The organism is Pseudomonas sp. MWU12-2029, assembly GCF_023242425.1.
Taxonomy (GTDB): Bacteria; Pseudomonadota; Gammaproteobacteria; order Pseudomonadales; family Pseudomonadaceae; genus Aquipseudomonas; species Aquipseudomonas kribbensis.
On the sequence record NZ_JALJDY010000011.1, the window covers coordinates 149,578 to 166,769 of the forward strand.

Sequence of the window (17,192 nt, forward strand, 5' to 3'; positions counted from 1 at the left end):
GTTGAGTCATGGGTATTCAAGGTATCGATCTCTCGTTGATCTGGGGCGTGATCATTGCCTTCGGGGTGATGATGTACGTGATCATGGACGGCTTCGATCTGGGCCTCGGGATCCTGTTCCCGATGATCAGCGACGAGCAGGAACGCGATGTGATGATGAACACCGTCGCACCCGTGTGGGACGGCAACGAAACCTGGCTGGTGCTCGGCGGCGCGGCGTTGTACGGCGCGTTTCCGCTGGCTTACGGGGTGATTCTGGAGGCGTTGTATCTGCCGCTGATCTTCATGCTCGCGGGGCTGATTTTCCGTGGTGTGGCGTTTGAGTTTCGCTTCAAGGCGCCAGCGGAAAAACGTCATCTGTGGGACTGGGCGTTCATCGGCGGCTCGCTCCTGGCGACGTTCTCCCAGGGTGTGGTGATCGGCGCGTATGTGGCCGGGATTCCGGTGGTGGATCGGCAGTTTGCCGGTGGCGGTCTCGACTGGCTCGCACCGTTCCCGCTGGTCTGCGGCGTCGGTCTGGTGGTCGCTTACGCCTTGCTGGGCAGCACCTGGCTGCTGGTGAAGACCGAAGGCATGCTCGAGTCGCGGATGCGTCACTACAGCCGTCCGCTGGCGTGGCTGCTGCTGGCGATGGTGCTGGTGATCGGCGCGTGGACGCTGCAACTGCACCCGGAACTGGCCACTCGCTGGTTCAACCATGCACACCTGACCGTGTTCGCCGGGCTGGTGGTGCTGGCGGCACTGGCGCTGTTCGGGCTGCTGCGTTCGCTGCGTCAGCGCCACACCCACTGGCCGTTCGTGTTCACTCTGGTGCTGATGTTCCTCGGCTACATCGGACTGGCACTGAGCATCTGGCCGAACATCATCCCGCCGTCGGTCAGCCTGTGGGCGGCGGCATCACCGGCCACCAGCCAGTTGTTCGCCCTGATCGGCGCGCTGTTCATCCTGCCGGTGATCCTGATGTACACCTTCTGGAACTACTACGTGTTCCGCGGCAAAGTGAGGATCGGCGATGGCTACCATTGAAATGCGTGAAGTGAAGAGCCGCTGGTACAAACGTCTGGGCTGGCTGCTGCTGATCTGGTCCGGCAGCGTGGTGTCGCTGGCGGTGGTGGCGAGCCTGCTGAAACTGGCGATGTATGCGGCGGGGATGAGGATTCACTGACAATAAAAAACCGGAGCCTGGCTCCGGTTTTTTTGCATCCTCCTGATGGGAGGGCGCCTTGAGAATTATTCCCCGCCAAACATCGCCGTCCAGTAAATGCCGGCGCTGCTCTTCGGATCGACGGCGTAGGCAGCACCCAGTTCGCGGTACTGCGGGTTCATCAGGTTGGCGCAATGACCGGGGCTGGCGAGCCAGCCGGCGACGACTTTCTGCACCGTGTCCTGCCCGGCGGCGATGTTCTCGCCGACCTGCTGGCCGCTGTAACCGGCCAGTTCGGCGCGGTCGCCGGGAGTACCGCCGTTGCGGTCCTTGTGGTCGAAATAGTTGTTGTTGGCCATCTCGCGGCTGTGATCCTGAGCGACACCGCCGAGCACGGCGTTCCACGCCAGTGGCGCCGCCGCGGAGAAGGCCTGGCCGCCGCACTGGCGCGGCTGGCTGCGGGCGGCGTTGAGTTGCGTCAGCAGTTTCTGGCCCTCGGCCTGTCCGTCGCCCAGGCGTGCCGACAGCAGCGGTCGCGCCAGCGTGATGCGCCAGTCACGGTCGGCGCGGCTGACGCCGATATCGACAAACTGCGGATCCAGCACCACCTGACAGAAGCTCTCCTGAATCGCCTTCATCGCCGCCGCTGCATCCCGAGGGCCGTTGAGGGTGATCGCCTGTACATTGACCATCGGGTAGCTGGCGCTGGCCATGGCCTGTTGCAGATCGACGACACCACTGGCCGGCAGATGCAGGCGCGGGTCGGCCGACAGCGGCGGCAATTCACTGGATGCCTGGGTACCGCAGCGCTGCGGCTGGCTGCGGTAGCTGTTGATCGACTCGATCAATTGCGACTCGTCACTGGCCATGGCCGAAGCGGCCAGCGCCAGGCCCGTGGACAACGCGGCGAATCGCAGAACGGATGGCATGAAGCGCATGGAAATCTCCCTTGGGCTGAGTGCGCCCATGATGCGCGAAACGCCCCGGGGTCGTGCAATGTCTTTTTTCTTCATTGTGTGGTTTTCAGCACGGAACGTTGCGCCGGATTTTGCCGTCTACACTCTGCGAAGTCCCCGGAATCCGGGCGTCTCAGCCACGTAACACTTTGCCCGCAACGGGCGCTGCCGGAAGAATCGATCATGAAATTGCACGGGCTGATCTGTTGTCTTGTGTTGACCCTGCTGAGCGGCGCGGTGCTGGCCACCGATCAGGCACCGATCAAGGAAAAGGCCGAGGCGAAAGCCGAGGTCCTGGAGGAGAAAGCGGCCGACAAGCCCAACGCGCCCCCGGCGCCGAAATCCGAAGCCATCACCCCGAAAGAGGTGCAAGCCGTCGACCCGGCCGGCACCGCGCCGCTGGACGACCCGATCACCTGCCTGGCGCGCAGCATCTATTGGGAAGCCAAGGGCAAGGACACGGCGGAAATGGAAGCCGTGGCCAACGTGGTGATGAACCGCCTCGGCCATGATGGTTTTCCAGGCACCGTGTGCGAGGTAGTCAAGCAAGGCTCGGAAACCAAGAGCTGCCAGTTTTCCTGGTGGTGCGACGGCAAGTCCGATCAGGTCAAGGAAGACGCCGAATACGCGCTGGCCAAGGAGATTGCTGGCAAAGCGCTGAACCGTCAGCTCCCCGACCGTACCCACGGTGCGCTGTACTTTCACGACCACAACGTCGACCCGAGCTGGGCGAAGAAATACACCAAGACCGCCGAGACCGGGAAATTCCTGTTCTACAAACCCAAGGATGGCGAGGCGCGCTAGGCGCAGACCTCTCGCACACAATTGCGCAACCAGCGATGCGCCGGGTCGGCGTCCATGCGCGGATGCCATAGCATCGACACGCTGATGTCCGGCATGCGCAACGGCAGGGCGAAACTGAACAGACCCGTTCGCAGTTTGCTGGTGTGACGTTCCGGGACGGTGGCGATCAGGTCGGATTCACGGACCAGCGTCAGGGCCGCCGAAAAGCCACCGAACGAAGTGACGATATCCCGTGTCAGGCCGAAGGCGAGCAGCGCTTCGTCCACCGGGCCGCTGCTGCGCCCGCGCCGTGACACCAGAATATGCTGGCCCGAAGCGAAGCGTTTGGCGCTGACCTTGCCGCTGCTCAACGGATGCCCCTCACGCACCACACCGATCCACTGATCGCGGAACAGGATGCGACTGTGCAGCGTCGGGTCGGTGCTGTCGTCGACCACGCCGGTTTCCAGGTCCACACGGCCTTCGCGCAGCAGCGTGCTGTCCTTGTCGGCCTTCTGCACAAAGCGCAGGCGCACGTCGGGCGCCTCTTCGGCGATGCGGGCGAGCAGGGCGGCGGCGAAGGTTTCGACAAAACCGTCGGTGTTGCGCAGGGTGAAGGTGCGCCGCAACTGGCCGGGATCGAGCACTTCTGCCGGGCGCAAAACCGCTTCGGCTTCCTGCACCAGATAGCTGACCCGGTCCCGCAACTCCAGCGCACGCGGGGTCGGCACCAGCCCGCGACCGGCGCGCACCAGCAGCGGATCCCCGGTGGTTTCGCGCAGACGGGCCAGCGCCCGGCTCATGGCGGACGGACTCAGACCCAGGCGCGTGGCGGCGCGGGCCACGCTGCCTTCACTCAGCAGCACGTCGAGGGTGATCAACAGGTTCAGATCCGGTGCATTCATGACATGGCGTTCCATGCAGGTATCAAGTGCAAAGCATGCGTCTTGCGCCTTGTATTGTCGAGGCTCAGGCTATGTCCCATGACTTTTGCCCTGTGAGCCCCCCATGCACCGAGAACCCCTGAACCCTTCAGCCCGCTGGGCGCTGACCAGTCTGGCGCTGTCGATGCTGATGCCGTCGCTGGACACCAGCATCGCCAACGCCGGACTGCCGACCCTGGCGGCGGCCTTCGATGCGACGTTTCAGGAAGTGCAGTGGATCGTGCTGGCCTATCTGCTGGCGGTCACCACCTTGATTGTCAGCGTCGGGCGACTGGGTGACGGTCTCGGTCGGCGGCGCTTGCTGTTGATCGGCATCGGCATCTTTACCGCCGCGTCCCTTGCATGCGCACTGGCGCCGAGCCTGGCCTGGCTGATCGGCGCGCGGGCGGTGCAAGGCGTGGGCGCGGCGATCATGTTCGCGTTGACCGTGGCATTGGTGGCCGATGCGGTGCCCAAGGCCCGGGCCGGCAGCGCGATGGGCTTGCTGGCCACGATGTCGGCCACCGGCACCACCCTCGGGCCGTCGCTCGGTGGGCTGTTGATGGCGCATGTCGGCTGGCAGTCGATCTTTGTGATCAATGTGCCGCTGGGCTTGCTCAACGCATGGCTGGTGTATCGCTATCTGCCCAAGGACCGAATCGTACGCAAGCCTCTTGCGTTCGATTATCCCGGCACTGCGGTGCTGATGCTGACGCTGGCGGCCTATGCACTGGCGATGACGGTTGAAGGGCTTATGCAGACGTTGTTGCTGATCAGTCTGTTGGGATTGGGGTTGTTCATCCTGATCGAGAAGAAGAGCAAAGCGCCGCTGATTCATTTGTCATTGTTCACCGATTCACGCATCAGCAGCAGTCTGGCGCTGACCTTGCTGGTGACCACGGTCATGATGACCACGCTGGTGGTCGGGCCGTTTTACCTGAGCCGAGGCTTGGGGCTCAGCAGCACTCAGGTGGGACTGGTGTTGTCGGTCGGGCCGTTGCTGGCGGCGTTCAGTGGCGTGCCGGCCGGGCGTCTGGTGGATCGTTTCGGGGCGCGGAGAATGGTGCCGGGCGCATTGCTTGGGCTGGCCTGCGGTTGTGGTTTGCTGGCGCTGTTGCCGGTGAGTCTCGGACTGCTTGCCTATGTGTTGCCGATAACAGTGGTGGCCTTGAGTTATGCGCTGTTCCAGGCCGCCAACAATACTGGGCTGATGGCGGGTGTCGGGCAGGATCAGCGCGGGGTGGTGTCGGCCATGCTCGGGTTGTCACGCAATCTGGGGTTGATCACCGGGGCGGCGGCCATGGGCGCGGTGTTTGCCCTGACCACGGACGATCCGACCCGGGCGACGGCTGCGGTCATCGCGAGCGGTTTGCACATGACCTTCGGCGTTGCTGCGGCGTTGATGCTTGCGGCGCTCGGGCTCGGCGTCTTCACACACCTGCGTCTCGCGTCTCTCGCGCAGGAAAGAACAGCTCAAAGCAGGTGACGCCATCAGCGCTGCTGACGCTGTAGCGGCCCTGATGCAATTGCATGATGGTCGCCACGATCGACAGGCCCAGACCGTTGGACTGAGCCGAACGCTCACGGGACGGATCAGCGCGGTAGAAACGTTCAAACAGCCGCGACAGATGCTCGGGAGGAATCGTCGCCCCCTGATTGCGCACCCGCAGGTAGCTGCCATCCGGCTCGGCGATGGCTTCAACCTGCATCGTCGAATCCGCCGCGCCGTACTTGATCGCGTTGGCGCACAGATTGGCCAGTGCCCGGCGCAGCAGCATCGGCTCGGCCCAGATCACGCCGCTGCCACGGGCCTCGATGGTGACGCCGACATCGGCGGCCAGACCTTCGAAGTAATCGGCGATGCGCTGCATTTCATCGCAGGCGTCCAGCTCCTGACGCTGGCTCAAGGCACTGGCCGGGTCGGTGCGGGCGAGAAACAGCATGTTGTCGAGCATCCGCGCCAGCCGTTCGAGTTCTTCGACGTTGGAGGCGAGCAACTGCTGATAGGCCTCGACGCTGCGGTTCTGTTGCAGGGCGACCTGGGTTTCGCCGAGCAGGTTGTTGATCGGTGTGCGCAGTTCGTGGGCCATGTCGGTGGAGACCTGGCTCAGTTGGGTAACCCCTCGGTCGAGCCGGTCCAGCATCGCGTTGAAGGCTTCGATCATCGGCTGCAATTCACGGGGTGTGCCGTGGCGGTCGAGGCGTTCACCGAGGTTGGCGATGCCGATTCCGTGGGCATGCCGGGCAAGCCGCCGCAACGGCAGCAGGCCGCGATACACCAGCAGGCAGCCGACCAGCGCCAGGACAATCGCCGCCAGTGACGCCAGGCCATACACGCTGAGTCGGTAACTGGCGAGCATCGCTGTGCGTTCGCTCATCACCTTGCCGATGAGTACTTGCAGATTGCCCTGATCGCCGGAGTCGATACTGGCCGCCACCGCCGAGAACGGCACGCCGTTGATGCTCGGCAGATGCTGCACATCGTTGAGGGCCATCACATGGTTGATCGGCACGGCGGGTACGGTCGGCAAGGTCAGGTTGCTGGGATTGACCACGAACAAGGGTGGTTGGCCCGGGGCGCCGATGGTCAACAGCGCTTCGCGATTGCCGAGCATGTTCTGGAACAGCGCCGGTTTGTTCTGGATCAGCTCCAGGGTGTTGCTGTCGTTGAGGATGGTGCGCAACTGATCGATGCGGCTGACCAACTGGATGTCATCGCGGCGGGTCAGTTGTTCATCCAGCGCGTTGTACAGCGCCGCGCCGAGGCCCGCCAGGGACGCGAAGGCGAGCACCGCGAACACCAGCGCCAGGCGCAGCGTCAGGGAATACGTGCCAGTGACTTTCATGGCTGGGTATCGAAGCGGTAGCCGATGCCGCGCACGCTGTGGATCAGCTTGAGCGGGAACGGATCGTCGATCTTCGCCCGCAGGCGGCGCACGGCGACATCGACCACATTGGTGTCGCTGTCGAAATTCATGTCCCACACCCGGGAGGCGATCAGCGAGCGCGACAGCACTTGCCCTTCGTGGGTGGCGAACAGTTGCAGCAGGGCGAATTCCTTGTTGGTCAGGGTGATCCGGCTGCCGGCGCGGGTGACCCGGCGCTTGAGCACGTCGATCTGCAAGTCGGCCACCTGCAACTGTTCTTCTTCATGAATCGGCCCGCGCCGGGTCAGGGTGCGAAGGCGCGCCACCAGTTCGGCGAAGGAAAACGGCTTGATCAGGTAGTCGTCGGCGCCCAGTTCCAGGCCTTTGACCCGGTCGGCGATGTCGTCACGGGCGGTGAGGAACAGCACCGGCGTGTCGGCTTCCTTGCGCAGCCGGCGCAGGACTTCCCAGCCATCCATTTTTGGCATCATCACGTCCAGCACGATCACGTCGAAGTCGTGCTCCAGCGCCAGGTGCAGACCGTCCGCGCCGTCCCGGGCCAGGCTCACGTTGTAACCCAGTTCCTGCAAGCCGTTGAGCAGGTAATTGCCGGCCTTGGGTTCGTCTTCGACGACAAGGATATTCATGGGCACTGCGCCTCACTGGTCAGTTGGTGCAACCGCTGCCTTGCACTTGGTAGTCCAGCACATGTTCGCGGCCCTGGTGGTCGAGGTAGTTGAGTCGTGCGGGAATGACGCCGCAGGCCTGGGAAATATCGGTGCTGGAGAGGACTTTGTCGACATCCAGGTGTACGTAGAAGCCATTGGTGTCGTGAATGACCGTGCGCTCGGGCATTTCGGCGGCGAACACGGAACCGGTGGCGAGGAGGGCGGTGAAGGCCAGGATCAGGGTTTTCATGATGAGTCACTCGTGTCGGTGAAGTGGATCGGCAGGTGTGCCGGAACAACTTCAGGCTACCGAGCGATCCGCTCGGCAAACCGACAACTCAATGACAAAGTTGTAATGAAACCCTGAAAACACAAATCCCCTGTGAGAACAGGGGATTGTTTTGACCGCGGGTGTTTTCAACTGCCGTGGGTACTGAGAATGCTCGCAATCTGCTGCGGCTGGCAGTTGAGGTAGGGCGAGGACTTCAGCCAGTGCTGGTCCGGGTACCAGGAAAACATGTACTGGCCGTCCTTCAGGCTGTCGATCACCCGTCTGGCGACTTGCGGACGCACCGCCGGGCAACCCTGACTGCGGCCCAGCCGGCCTGTACGTTTGCTCCAGAACAGATTCACGTAGTCGGCGGCGTGGATCACGATGGCGCGGTCGCGGGCCATGTCGTTGACGCCCGGTTCCAGGCCGTCCATGCGCAACGAATAACCGTGGGTGCCTTCGTAACTTTCCTGGGTGCGGAACAGCCCGAGGCTGGACTGAAAACTGCCTTCACGGTTGGAGAAGCGGGTGGCGAAGTTGTCCCCGGACTTCGAGCCGTGGGCGACCAGGTCGCGCAGGATCAGTTTTTTCTGCGTCAGGTCGAAGATCCACAGGCGTCGCTCGGTGGACGGTTGCGAATAATCGATGATCGCCAGGTGACGGGACTGCTTCGCGCCGTTGTTGATCGCGCATTGCATGGCGTTCAGGGCACCTTTCAGCGCCTGGGGATTGAGTTCCGGAGCGGCGTGGGCGAGGCTGTTGTAGAGAACCGGCGAAGCGGTGCCGGCGGCAAAAACCTGACTGGTCCCCAGCCCCAGGGCAGCGGCAGTCAGCAGAAGTCGGCGCAAAAACGTCAACATTTAAAGTGAATCCTCACTGGCTACATGGTTGGCACTTTGGCTCCTGACGTCCAGTCGTCCCCGGCAGGCCCGCGAATCGGACCTGACTGTATCACCGCACCTGATGTAAGGTTGGCCGTCAATCATGACGGCCATGGATTGGAGTAAAGCAGTTGTTCAAAAAGTACGCATGCTACTTGAGCATTTGTCTGCTCGCTGCGCCGTTTGTCGTTTGTGCCGAAGAGCCGTTGCCGGCGCTCCCGACACTGCCGGCGGAGGTGCCCGTGGAGCCGCAAAGTCCGTTGCAGGCCGTGCTGATCGGTCTGCCGCAGGCTTGCCCGGCAATTGCCGCCCGTCTCAGTGGCCCGGCCCTGGAACAGTTGCAGGCGTTCTACCGGCAGCAGGACTGGATGCCGGTGTGGGCGGCGGCCGGGCAATTGCCGGCCTTGCATGCGCAATTGCAGCTGCTGGCCGACGATGGCCTCAATCCGAAACGCTATCCGGTCGCCGACACGGCTCCGCAGGATGGCGAACTGTGTGCCGACATCGACATCAGCCGCAATTACCTGCAGGCCCTGCAGGACCTGCATTACGGTCGTCTGCTGCAATCGCATTTCGAACCGTTGTGGCATTCCGACGACACGCCCCGCGACCGTCAGGCGGAGTTGCTCGCCATCGCCGTGCCGGGCATGCATGACGTTGCCGCCGCCTTCGATCTGGCCCGCCCGCGCCTGGCGCAATACCAGAACCTGCGCCATCTCTACGCCGCACAACGCCTGCAGGCCTTGCCGCACTGGCAATCGGTGGGCAACGGGCCGCTGCTGCGCCCGGACATGGAAGACAAACGCGTGCCGGAGCTGGCGCGGCGGCTGTACAGCGAAGGTTATCTGAGCAGTGTGGTCGGTACGCCGGACAACGCTTATCACGGTGTTTTGGTCGAAGCCGTGAAAAGCTTCCAGGCCAACCATTCGTTGCAGGCCGACGGTGTGGTCGGGCCGGGGACGATTGCCGAAATGAACATCAGCCCGCTGACCCGTCGCGAGCAGCTGCGGGTCAACCTCGAGCGGTTCCGCTGGCTGGCCCAGGACATGGAGCCCGATGGTTTGCTGGTCAACGTCGCCGCTGCGGAACTGACCCTGTATCAGGGCGGAGAGCCGGTTTGGCAGACACGAACTCAGGTCGGTCGCGCCGAACGCCAGACGCCGCTGCTGAAATCCCGGGTCACGCGTCTGACACTGAACCCGACCTGGACCGTGCCGCCGACTATCTGGAAAGAAGACAAGCTGCCGGAAATTCGCAAGGACCAGACCTTCCTCAGCCGGCAGAACCTGCAAGTACTCGACGCCAACGGTCAGCCGCTGGCCGCTGCCGACATCGACTGGGACAACCCTGGCAACATCCTCCTGCGTCAGGATGCCGGGCCGCGCAATCCGCTGGGGCAGATGGTTATCCGCTTCCCCAACCCGTTCTCTGTGTACCTGCATGACACACCGAGCAAGGCGCTGTTCGACAAGGGGCCACGGGCGTTCAGTTCCGGTTGTGTACGGGTCGAACACCCGATGAAACTGCGCGACTTCCTGCTCAGCCCGGCGGAACGAGCGCGCACCGACACCTTGCTCGCCACCGGCACCACCCATGAGTTCCGCCTGAGCAACCCGGTGCCGATCCTCATGACGTACTGGACAGTACAGGTCGACGGGCAGGGCCGCGTGCTCTACGCGCCGGACATCTACAGCCGCGACAGCGCGTTGCTCGCGGGCCTTGATCGGGCGCATTGATCTTCAACGGCTGGCGCGTTTCCAGAAAAACCGCGCCAGCCACGCATCCACACTCAACTTGCCGGCCCCGGCGAACACCAGCGGCACCAGCGCGGCCAGATAAATCGCCGGCAGCTTGAAGTTGCCGAAGCCCTTGTTGGTGATCGCATAACCCTGGGCCAGTTCGCTCAACGACGACCAGTCTGCCGGCCAGTGCACGGCGGCGGTGGCGACCACCGTCACCACGATCAGCGAAATCGCCGAGATCCGCGTGCCGAGTCCGATCAGGATTGCCAGGGCGCAGATCAGCTCGGCCCACATCGACAGCTCCCAGTTCAGCGTCGCCGGCAAGTGATCGAAGGGAAACGGGAAGCGGTCCTGAATGTCTTCGAACCAGTTCTGGCCGTTGAATTTTTCCAGACCCGATTCAAAAAACTCCCAGGCGATGAACAGGCGCAGGGTCAGCGGTGCCAGCCACTGGCCGGCGCGGTCGAGGTTCAGGTGCAGGCCTTTGACGGCGGTCGAGAGAGCAGTGGTCATGGGAAGGCTCCATTCAATTCAGTGGTAAGCGGGGCACCGACGTGCCCCTTGCAGAGGGTTATTCGCCGGCGCCGCACTTGCCTTCGCCGCATTTGCCTTCCGAGGTTTTTTCCGGGTTGTCGGCCTGGGCCTGAGTCTGGCTGTAGCCGTGATCCAGTTGCTTGACGCTGAACGCCTCGGAAGCCGATGCAGCGTTGGACAGGGCCAGGCCACCGGCCAGCAGCAGGCTGAGGGTCAGGGAGGTTTTCGAGAGCTTGGTCATGGTGAATCTCCGATAAGAAATGTGAGTTCAAAGGCTTGATCGGGGCTGCCGATCGACAGGCTCATTTGAACGTCGGGCTGTATCGGGGATGTGTCGTCAGCGGGGGGATTTGTGCTCGTGGTGTGTCCGGGCCTGCGCCATATACAGTGCGATACACGAACGCGGTGTGATTCGGCCGGCGGGCGCAGCGTCTAGCCACCGTGTCCCCGCAATCCCATGGGGCGAGACTTCGAGACCCGGCATGCAAGCGCTGTTGAACGAGATCCTTGACGCTGTCCGGCCCCTGATCGGGCAGGGCAAGGTGGCTGACTACATTCCCGCCCTCGGCACTGTGCCGCCCGATCAATTGGGCATCGCCGTGTACGGCAACGACGGCGAAATGTATTGCGCCGGCGATGCCGAGACGTTGTTCTCGGTGCAGAGTATTTCCAAGGTGTTCAGCCTGGTGCAGGCCATCGAACACTCCGGCGAGGCGATCTGGGAACGTCTGGGCCACGAGCCGTCGGGCCAGCCGTTCAACTCGCTGGTGCAGCTGGAATTCGAACGCGGCCGCCCGCGCAATCCGTTCATCAATGCCGGGGCACTGGTGATCTGCGACATCAACCAGTCGCGCTTCGCGGCGCCGGCCTTGTCGATGCGCGATTTCGTGCGACGGCTGTCGGGCAATCCTCAGGTGATGGTCGACGGCAAAGTGGCCGAGTCCGAATACCAGCACCGCGCACGCAACGCGGCGATGGCCTACCTGATGCAATCCTTCGGCAATTTCCACAACGACGTCGAAGCAGTGCTGCGCAGCTATTTCAGCCACTGCGCGTTGCGCATGAGCTGCATCGACCTGGCCCGGGCGTTCTGCTTCCTGGCCAACGACGGCTATTGCAAGCACAGCGGCGAACAGATCCTGACCCGCCGCCAGACCCAGCAAGTCAACTCGATCATGGCCACCAGCGGGCTGTACGACGAAGCCGGCAACTTCGCCTACCGCGTCGGTCTGCCGGGCAAGAGTGGCGTCGGCGGCGGCATCGTCGCGGTGGTGCCAGGGCAATTCACGGTGTGTGTGTGGTCGCCGGAACTGAACGCGGCGGGCAACTCGCTGGCGGGGATGGCGGCGCTGGAAATGCTCAGCTCGCGGATCGGCTGGTCGGTGTTCTGAACCTGTGTTGCTTTGAGGGTGGGCAAGCTATACATTTTCCGGCCGCCCTCAATATGGTGAATCTGCTCCATGTCTCTCGCGCTCGAACGTCTCGTCGCTGGCACGCCTATCCCTTTCGCTGGTAACCGCGTCACCGTGGTCAGCCCCGAACTGGCCGAGCGTTTCCGACCCGGCGACCACCTGTTGGTGGAGCAGGTGAGCGGTGAGCTGTTGCTGATTCCTGTGGTGGATCAACAGGCCGCTTCGGTGGCGATCGAGCGTGCAGCGGCAGCGTTTACTGCGTTGTCTGCCGTGTCGGATGAAGCGATCAGCCGCTTCTTCGATCTGTTCGCTCAACGCCTGGAAAACCCGGACGCCTGGGCGCTGATCGAAAGCGCCAACCTCGCTGACATCGAACGGGCCAAGGCCCGCGGTCGGTCCACCACCCGGTTGCTCGCTGACGAGCGCATGCGCCGCGACATGATCGCCGGCCTGCGCGCCTGGCGTGATGCGCCGGCCACTCGCGGCAAAGTAATCAGCAGCGTCGAACATGACGGCTGGAAGGTCGAGCAGGTGGTGTCGCCGTTGGGCATCGTCGCGTTTGTGTTCGAAGGTCGGCCGAACGTCTTCGCCGACGCCGCTGGCGTACTGCGTACCGGCAACACCGCCGTGCTGCGCATCGGCAGCGATGCGCTGGGCACTGCGCAAGCCATCGTCACCCACGCCCTGAACCCGGCGCTGGCCGATGCCGGTCTGCCGGCGGGTGCGGTGTCGCTGGTCGAGAGCGTCAACCACGCCGCCGGTTGGGCGATGTTCGCCGACCGGCGTCTTTCGCTGGCCGTGGCCCGTGGTTCGGGCCGTGCAGTCAGCCAGTTGGGCAGCATCGCCCAGCAGGCCGGCACCGCCGTCAGCCTCCACGGCACCGGTGGCGCGTGGCTGATTGCCGATCGTGATGCCAACGCAAAACGCTTCTCCGCCGTGGTGCGCAACTCGCTGGATCGCAAGGTCTGCAACACCCTCAACGTCTGCCTGATCCAGCGCGACCGTGCCGCCGAACTGGTGCCGTTGTTCCTCGATGCCTTGCAGCAGGCCGGCACCGCGCGCGGTCAGGGCTGCAAATTGCACATCGTTGAAGGCAGCGAAAGCTACCTGCCGAGCGACTGGCAGAACGCGACGGTCGAGGTCTATCGCGCCGAGGGTTATCAGACCGAAGCCCTGGCCGAGCCATTGCCGGAGGCGCAACTGGGCCGCGAGTGGGAATGGGAAGAAACCCCGGAAACCAGCCTGATGATCGTCGACGACCTGGATCAGGCCATCGCGCTGTTCAACCGCTACAGCCCGCAATTCACCGTGTCCTTGATCAGCGAAGACGCTGCCGTTCAGGAGCGTTTCTACAGCGCGGTCAACGCACCGTTCGTGGGCAACGGGATTACCCGTTGGGTCGATGGCCAGTACGCGCTGAACAAGCCGGAGCTGGGCCTTTCGAACTGGGAAAGCGGTCGCCTGTTTGCCCGTAGCGCGATTCTTTCGGGTGACGGTGTGTTCACTGTGCGCAGCCGCATGACCCAGGTCGATCTGGGCGTAAAACGCTAAAACCAGAACGCCGCGCCTGTCGCAATGACAGGCGCGGCGTTTTCGTATCACTTGGCAGTGGCGGCGGATTCGATCAGGCTGGCCACGGCTTTCGGATTCGACACCATCACCACATGGGACGCGCCTTTGACCACCACGGTCTTTTTGGCGTGCGCCCGTTCGGCCATGAACGCCATGGCTTGCGGCGGGATGTTCTTGTCCTTGTCACCGTATACAAACCACGACGGAATCGATTTCCATGCCGGCTCACTGGCGGCCTCATTCAGAGCGGCCTCGGTGACCGGGCGCTGAGTCGCGGCCATCAGTTTCGCGTTGGCATTCGGCACGTCGGCGGCGAACTGGTCGTGGAACTTGTCCTGCTGGATATACAGATCCTTGCCGCCGTCCTTCAGGGCAACGGGCGGCGCGAGGGTCGGGCCGAGGGTGCTGCCGGGGAATTTGCCGGCCAGCCCGGCCACGGTTTCACCGGTTTCCGGCGCAAACGCGGCGACATACACCAAGGCTTTCACATTGGCGTTGCCATACGCCGCTTCACTGATCACCGGCCCGCCGTAGGAATGGCCGACCAGCACCACCGGCGATTTGATCCCGGCCAGCACGTCGGCGACCGATTGCGCATCACCCTTGAGCGTGCGCAGCGGGTTGGCCGCCGCGATTACCGGATAACCGTCCTTTTCCAGAATCTTCACCACACCGTTCCAGCTGCTGGAATCGGCAAAGGCACCATGCACCAGCACCACCGTGGGTTTCTCGGCGGCCATCGCCGAGGTCGCGCCGGCCATGGCGGCGGCGAGGGCCAAACCTGCAAACAACTTGTTCATCGGGTGTTCCTTGTGTCGGGAGGAGGGATGCAGCGCTCGGGCTTATTCAAAGCGTCGGCTGTATCGGGGATGTGTCCGCCTCCCGGCGCGGGTGCATGGAACTGTGTCTGGCAGGGCGCTGGCTACACGCTGATACAAAGCAAACGCCCCGGCTGGTGCGGGGCGTTCGGTTCAGGCGGCATTGACCGTTTGGCCATGCACTGCGCAGGTCGACGGTTGCTCGGCCAGCGAGACGAAGGTGCGACGGTCGGCGGTGAGGGCATCGATGGAGCCGGTCTCGATGTCGTAAACCCAGCCATGCAGGTTCAGCAGGCCTTTCTCCTGGGCCAGACGCACGCTCGGGTGAGTCTGAATGTTCGCCAGTTGCGCGATCACGTTCTCGCGCACCATCGAACTCAGCTTGGCCGCGTCATTGGCGTGTGGCCGCGATTCGTTGACCACTTTCGCCGACTCGGCATGTTGCAGCCAGCCGCTGACGGCGGGCAGGTGATCCATGCATTTGCACTGGGCGATGGCGGTCATGGCGCCGCAATCGGAGTGGCCGCAGATCACGATGTCGGTGACGCCGAGCACGGCGACCGCGTACTCCACCGTCGCCGAAACCCCGCCCGGGTGCGGGCTGTAGGACGGCACGATATTGCCGGCGTTGCGGATCACGAACAGCTCGCCGGGTTCTTGTTGGGTCAGCAGTTCGGGCACGACACGGCTGTCGGAGCAAGTGATGAACAAGGTGCCCGGGGTCTGGGTAGTGGCCAGGTATTTGAACAGTTCAGTGCGTTGCGGAAACGCTTCGTTCTGGAACTTCAGGAAGCCTTCGATCAGGTTTTTCATGGTGTTGTCCTCTCAATTCGAACAGCCAGTACCGAATTCGCTGTATTGAAGAATGTGTTTTGCGCCGTGGCTGTCGAGGTAGGTCATCTCGACCGGCACTACGCCGCAGATGTCGGCCACCGGGGTGATGCTCACGACTTGCGCGATGTCCAGTTGCATGCCGTAGCGATAGGCGACGGCCTCTTCATCAGCCTGGGCCTGAGCGGCGAGGCCGGCGAGCAGGGCCAGGGACAGCAGGATTTTTTGCATGGGGCAGCCTCCAGACAGATGTGGTGACGACTTGGCAATTCAGGTTTGGATGGGCCCGCACGCGGGGTGCGGGCCCGGAGGGATCAGAACGGACGCAGCGGGAGGAACTTGCCGTCGAGGGTGACCACGGCGCGGGAACCGCCTTCAGGGTCTTCGACTTTCTTGATGTCGAGCTTGAAGTTGATGGCGCTGATGATGCCGTCGCCGAACTGCTCGTGAACCAGTGCCTTCAGGGTGGTGCCGTAGATCTGGATCATCTCGTGGAAGCGGTAGATGGTCGGGTCGGTCGGCACACCGTCGAGGCTGCCGCGCAGCGGGATGATTTGCAGGGCGGCGACGTCTTCGGTGCTCAGCTCAAGCTTGTCGCCGACCACTTCGGCAGCGGCTTTTGGCAGCGGGTGCTGGCCGAGGAGGGCGGCGGTGACGTAGGCCAGGCTCAGGCCGGTGCCGTCGGCCAGGTCCTGCCACGACAGGTTTTTCTGTGCCTTGGCATCCAGAGCGCGAGTGGTCAGGGCGATGCGGCTGTCGTTGTAGGCTTGAGATTGCATGGTGTTTCTCCTTTCGGGGTTGGCTTGCTGTGTGGGATTCATCTTCTGCTGATTGATCCATAGCGTCCAAGACCGATATACAATGCAAAGCATAAGCACTGCCTATAGATGGAGAGCCCCATGCTGCTGCGACATTTGCGTTACCTGCTGGCCGTGGCCGATCACGGCGGCTTCACCCGGGCGGCCGAGGCGCTGCACGTGTCGCAGCCGACCCTGTCGCAACAGATCCGCCAACTGGAGGAAAGCCTGGGTGTGGATCTGTTCGATCGCACCTCGCGTTCGGTCAAACCCACTGATGCCGGCGAGGCCTACATCGAATGTGCGCGGCGGGTGCTGGTGGAGCTGGAGGCGGGCAAGCGTGCGTTGCATGACGTGAAGGACTTGTCCCGAGGCTCGCTGCGTCTGGCAATGACCCCGACGTTCATGGCGTATCTGGTGGGGCCGTTGGTGCGTGACTTCGTGGCGCGGTATCCGGGGATTCATCTGGAGATTTTCGAGCTGTCGATGGATGACATCGAGGCGGGGCTGGCGGATGACTCGCTGGATATCGCGATTGCCTTCACCCCGGTGCGCAATCCGGACATTGAATGCATTCCGGCGTTTGTCGAGACGCTGGGCGTGATGGTTGGGCGGGAGCATCCGTTGTATGACAGCTCATTGGTTCTGAGCCCCAATGACATCGCGCAGCTTGATTTCGCACTGTTGGCGCCGGGTTACATCACCCGGGTGTCCGTCGATGAGTACTTTCGCCAACATGGCATCACGCCCAAGGTGCAGATCGAGGTGAATTCGGTGAGTACCTTGCTCGAAGTGATCCGGCATGCGCCGTTGGCGACCATGTTGCCGGAAGCGATAGCCACCGAGGATCGGGCGTTGCGCCGGTTGCGGGTCGAGAGTGAGGCGCCGCAGCGAGGAGCGGCGTTGTTGCGGCGCAAGAACAATTATCACAGTGCGGCGGCGGTGGCATTCATGGAGATGGTGTTGGAAAGCCGTTCATGAGCACTGTTTGTTA

At 63.1% G+C, this 17,192-nt stretch carries 20 protein-coding genes; 8 read left to right on the plus strand and 12 right to left on the minus strand.

Annotation, left to right across the window (positions count from 1 at the left end; genetic code table 11):
- Window positions 1–8 precede the first annotated feature (8 nt).
- Both cydB and M5B44_RS24845 read left to right on the plus strand, forming a co-directional pair.
- The gene (cydB, locus tag M5B44_RS24840) at window positions 9–1,025 is read left to right on the plus strand and encodes a cytochrome d ubiquinol oxidase subunit II (protein ID WP_115078336.1); all 1,017 of its coding nucleotides are present in this window, start codon (window positions 9–11) and stop codon (window positions 1,023–1,025) included.
- Window positions 1,012–1,164: a DUF2474 domain-containing protein gene (locus M5B44_RS24845; protein WP_169430809.1), complete on the plus strand. Its 153-nt coding sequence runs from the start codon at window positions 1,012–1,014 to the stop codon at window positions 1,162–1,164. The genes cydB and M5B44_RS24845 overlap by 14 nt, the downstream gene beginning before the upstream one ends.
- A gap of 65 nt (window positions 1,165–1,229) precedes the next feature.
- Here the strand turns inward: M5B44_RS24845 and M5B44_RS24850 are convergent, their stop codons facing one another.
- A complete protein-coding gene (locus M5B44_RS24850) occupies window positions 1,230–2,081 on the minus strand; it encodes a CAP domain-containing protein (protein ID WP_085711469.1) in 852 nt (283 codons plus the stop codon).
- Window positions 2,082–2,282: 201 nt separating this feature from the next.
- Here M5B44_RS24850 and M5B44_RS24855 point away from each other — a divergent pair, with 201 nt between their 5' ends.
- Window positions 2,283–2,903 carry a cell wall hydrolase gene (locus M5B44_RS24855; protein WP_085711468.1) on the plus strand — a complete coding sequence of 207 codons (621 nt, stop codon included), beginning with the start codon at window positions 2,283–2,285 and terminating at the stop codon, window positions 2,901–2,903.
- Here M5B44_RS24855 and M5B44_RS24860 read toward each other — a convergent pair.
- Entirely contained in the window at window positions 2,900–3,787 is an 888-nt protein-coding gene (locus M5B44_RS24860) for a LysR family transcriptional regulator (RefSeq protein WP_114883793.1), read from the minus strand. The genes M5B44_RS24855 and M5B44_RS24860 overlap by 4 nt on opposite strands.
- 103 nt (window positions 3,788–3,890) lie before the next feature.
- On the opposite strand from M5B44_RS24860, the gene M5B44_RS24865 reads away from it, so the two are divergent.
- A complete protein-coding gene (locus tag M5B44_RS24865; RefSeq protein WP_248740844.1) occupies window positions 3,891–5,291 on the plus strand; it encodes an MFS transporter in 1,401 nt (466 codons plus the stop codon).
- On the opposite strand, the gene M5B44_RS24870 is transcribed toward M5B44_RS24865, so the two are convergent.
- The 4 genes from M5B44_RS24870 to M5B44_RS24885 all read right to left on the minus strand — a co-directional run bounded on the left by M5B44_RS24870 (window position 5,236) and on the right by M5B44_RS24885 (window position 8,471).
- On the minus strand, window positions 5,236–6,651 hold the full coding sequence (locus M5B44_RS24870; RefSeq protein WP_248740845.1) for a heavy metal sensor histidine kinase: 1,416 nt from the start codon (window positions 6,649–6,651) through the stop codon (window positions 5,236–5,238). The two genes, M5B44_RS24865 and M5B44_RS24870, sit on opposite strands and share 56 nt — an antisense overlap.
- Window positions 6,648–7,319, minus strand: a complete 672-nt coding sequence (locus M5B44_RS24875; protein ID WP_085711464.1) for a heavy metal response regulator transcription factor — start codon at window positions 7,317–7,319, stop codon at window positions 6,648–6,650. The genes M5B44_RS24870 and M5B44_RS24875 overlap by 4 nt, the downstream gene beginning before the upstream one ends.
- Before the next feature lie 19 nt (window positions 7,320–7,338).
- Window positions 7,339–7,590 (minus strand): DUF2790 domain-containing protein, encoded by a 252-nt coding sequence (locus tag M5B44_RS24880; RefSeq protein WP_248740846.1) that lies wholly within the window; start codon window positions 7,588–7,590, stop codon window positions 7,339–7,341.
- Window positions 7,591–7,757: 167 nt separating this feature from the next.
- On the minus strand, window positions 7,758–8,471 hold the full coding sequence (locus M5B44_RS24885) for a murein L,D-transpeptidase catalytic domain family protein (RefSeq protein ID WP_085711462.1): 714 nt from the start codon (window positions 8,469–8,471) through the stop codon (window positions 7,758–7,760).
- Window positions 8,472–8,623: 152 nt separating this feature from the next.
- Here M5B44_RS24885 and M5B44_RS24890 point away from each other — a divergent pair, with 152 nt between their 5' ends.
- The gene (locus tag M5B44_RS24890) at window positions 8,624–10,228 is read left to right on the plus strand and encodes a L,D-transpeptidase family protein (RefSeq protein ID WP_248740847.1); all 1,605 of its coding nucleotides are present in this window, start codon (window positions 8,624–8,626) and stop codon (window positions 10,226–10,228) included.
- A 3-nt stretch (window positions 10,229–10,231) separates the two neighbouring features.
- Here the strand turns inward: M5B44_RS24890 and M5B44_RS24895 are convergent, their stop codons facing one another.
- Both M5B44_RS24895 and M5B44_RS24900 read right to left on the minus strand, forming a co-directional pair.
- On the minus strand, window positions 10,232–10,747 hold the full coding sequence (locus M5B44_RS24895) for a DoxX family protein (RefSeq protein ID WP_096820187.1): 516 nt from the start codon (window positions 10,745–10,747) through the stop codon (window positions 10,232–10,234).
- A gap of 58 nt (window positions 10,748–10,805) precedes the next feature.
- Window positions 10,806–11,009: a hypothetical protein gene (locus tag M5B44_RS24900; protein WP_248740848.1), complete on the minus strand. Its 204-nt coding sequence runs from the start codon at window positions 11,007–11,009 to the stop codon at window positions 10,806–10,808.
- 241 nt (window positions 11,010–11,250) lie between these two features.
- On the opposite strand from M5B44_RS24900, the gene glsB reads away from it, so the two are divergent.
- The gene (gene glsB, locus M5B44_RS24905) at window positions 11,251–12,159 is read left to right on the plus strand and encodes a glutaminase B (protein ID WP_096820185.1); all 909 of its coding nucleotides are present in this window, start codon (window positions 11,251–11,253) and stop codon (window positions 12,157–12,159) included.
- A gap of 69 nt (window positions 12,160–12,228) precedes the next feature.
- Entirely contained in the window at window positions 12,229–13,731 is a 1,503-nt protein-coding gene (locus M5B44_RS24910) for an aldehyde dehydrogenase family protein (protein ID WP_248740849.1), read from the plus strand.
- A 47-nt stretch (window positions 13,732–13,778) separates the two neighbouring features.
- Here M5B44_RS24910 and M5B44_RS24915 read toward each other — a convergent pair whose 3' ends face one another.
- From M5B44_RS24915 to cynS, 4 genes are all read right to left on the minus strand, one after another.
- Complete coding sequence (locus tag M5B44_RS24915; protein WP_248740850.1) at window positions 13,779–14,552, minus strand: alpha/beta fold hydrolase; 774 nt, start codon at window positions 14,550–14,552, stop codon at window positions 13,779–13,781.
- A 171-nt stretch (window positions 14,553–14,723) separates the two neighbouring features.
- Window positions 14,724–15,383 (minus strand): carbonic anhydrase, encoded by a 660-nt coding sequence (locus tag M5B44_RS24920; protein WP_114883778.1) that lies wholly within the window; start codon window positions 15,381–15,383, stop codon window positions 14,724–14,726.
- 12 nt (window positions 15,384–15,395) lie between these two features.
- On the minus strand, window positions 15,396–15,632 hold the full coding sequence (locus tag M5B44_RS24925) for a DUF2790 domain-containing protein (protein WP_114883776.1): 237 nt from the start codon (window positions 15,630–15,632) through the stop codon (window positions 15,396–15,398).
- A gap of 83 nt (window positions 15,633–15,715) precedes the next feature.
- Window positions 15,716–16,180: a cyanase gene (cynS, locus tag M5B44_RS24930; RefSeq protein WP_248740851.1), complete on the minus strand. Its 465-nt coding sequence runs from the start codon at window positions 16,178–16,180 to the stop codon at window positions 15,716–15,718.
- Window positions 16,181–16,300: 120 nt separating this feature from the next.
- Between cynS and cynR the strand changes: the two genes are divergently transcribed.
- Window positions 16,301–17,179 carry a transcriptional regulator CynR gene (gene cynR / locus M5B44_RS24935; RefSeq protein ID WP_248740852.1) on the plus strand — a complete coding sequence of 293 codons (879 nt, stop codon included), beginning with the start codon at window positions 16,301–16,303 and terminating at the stop codon, window positions 17,177–17,179.
- Window positions 17,180–17,192: the final 13 nt, after the last annotated feature.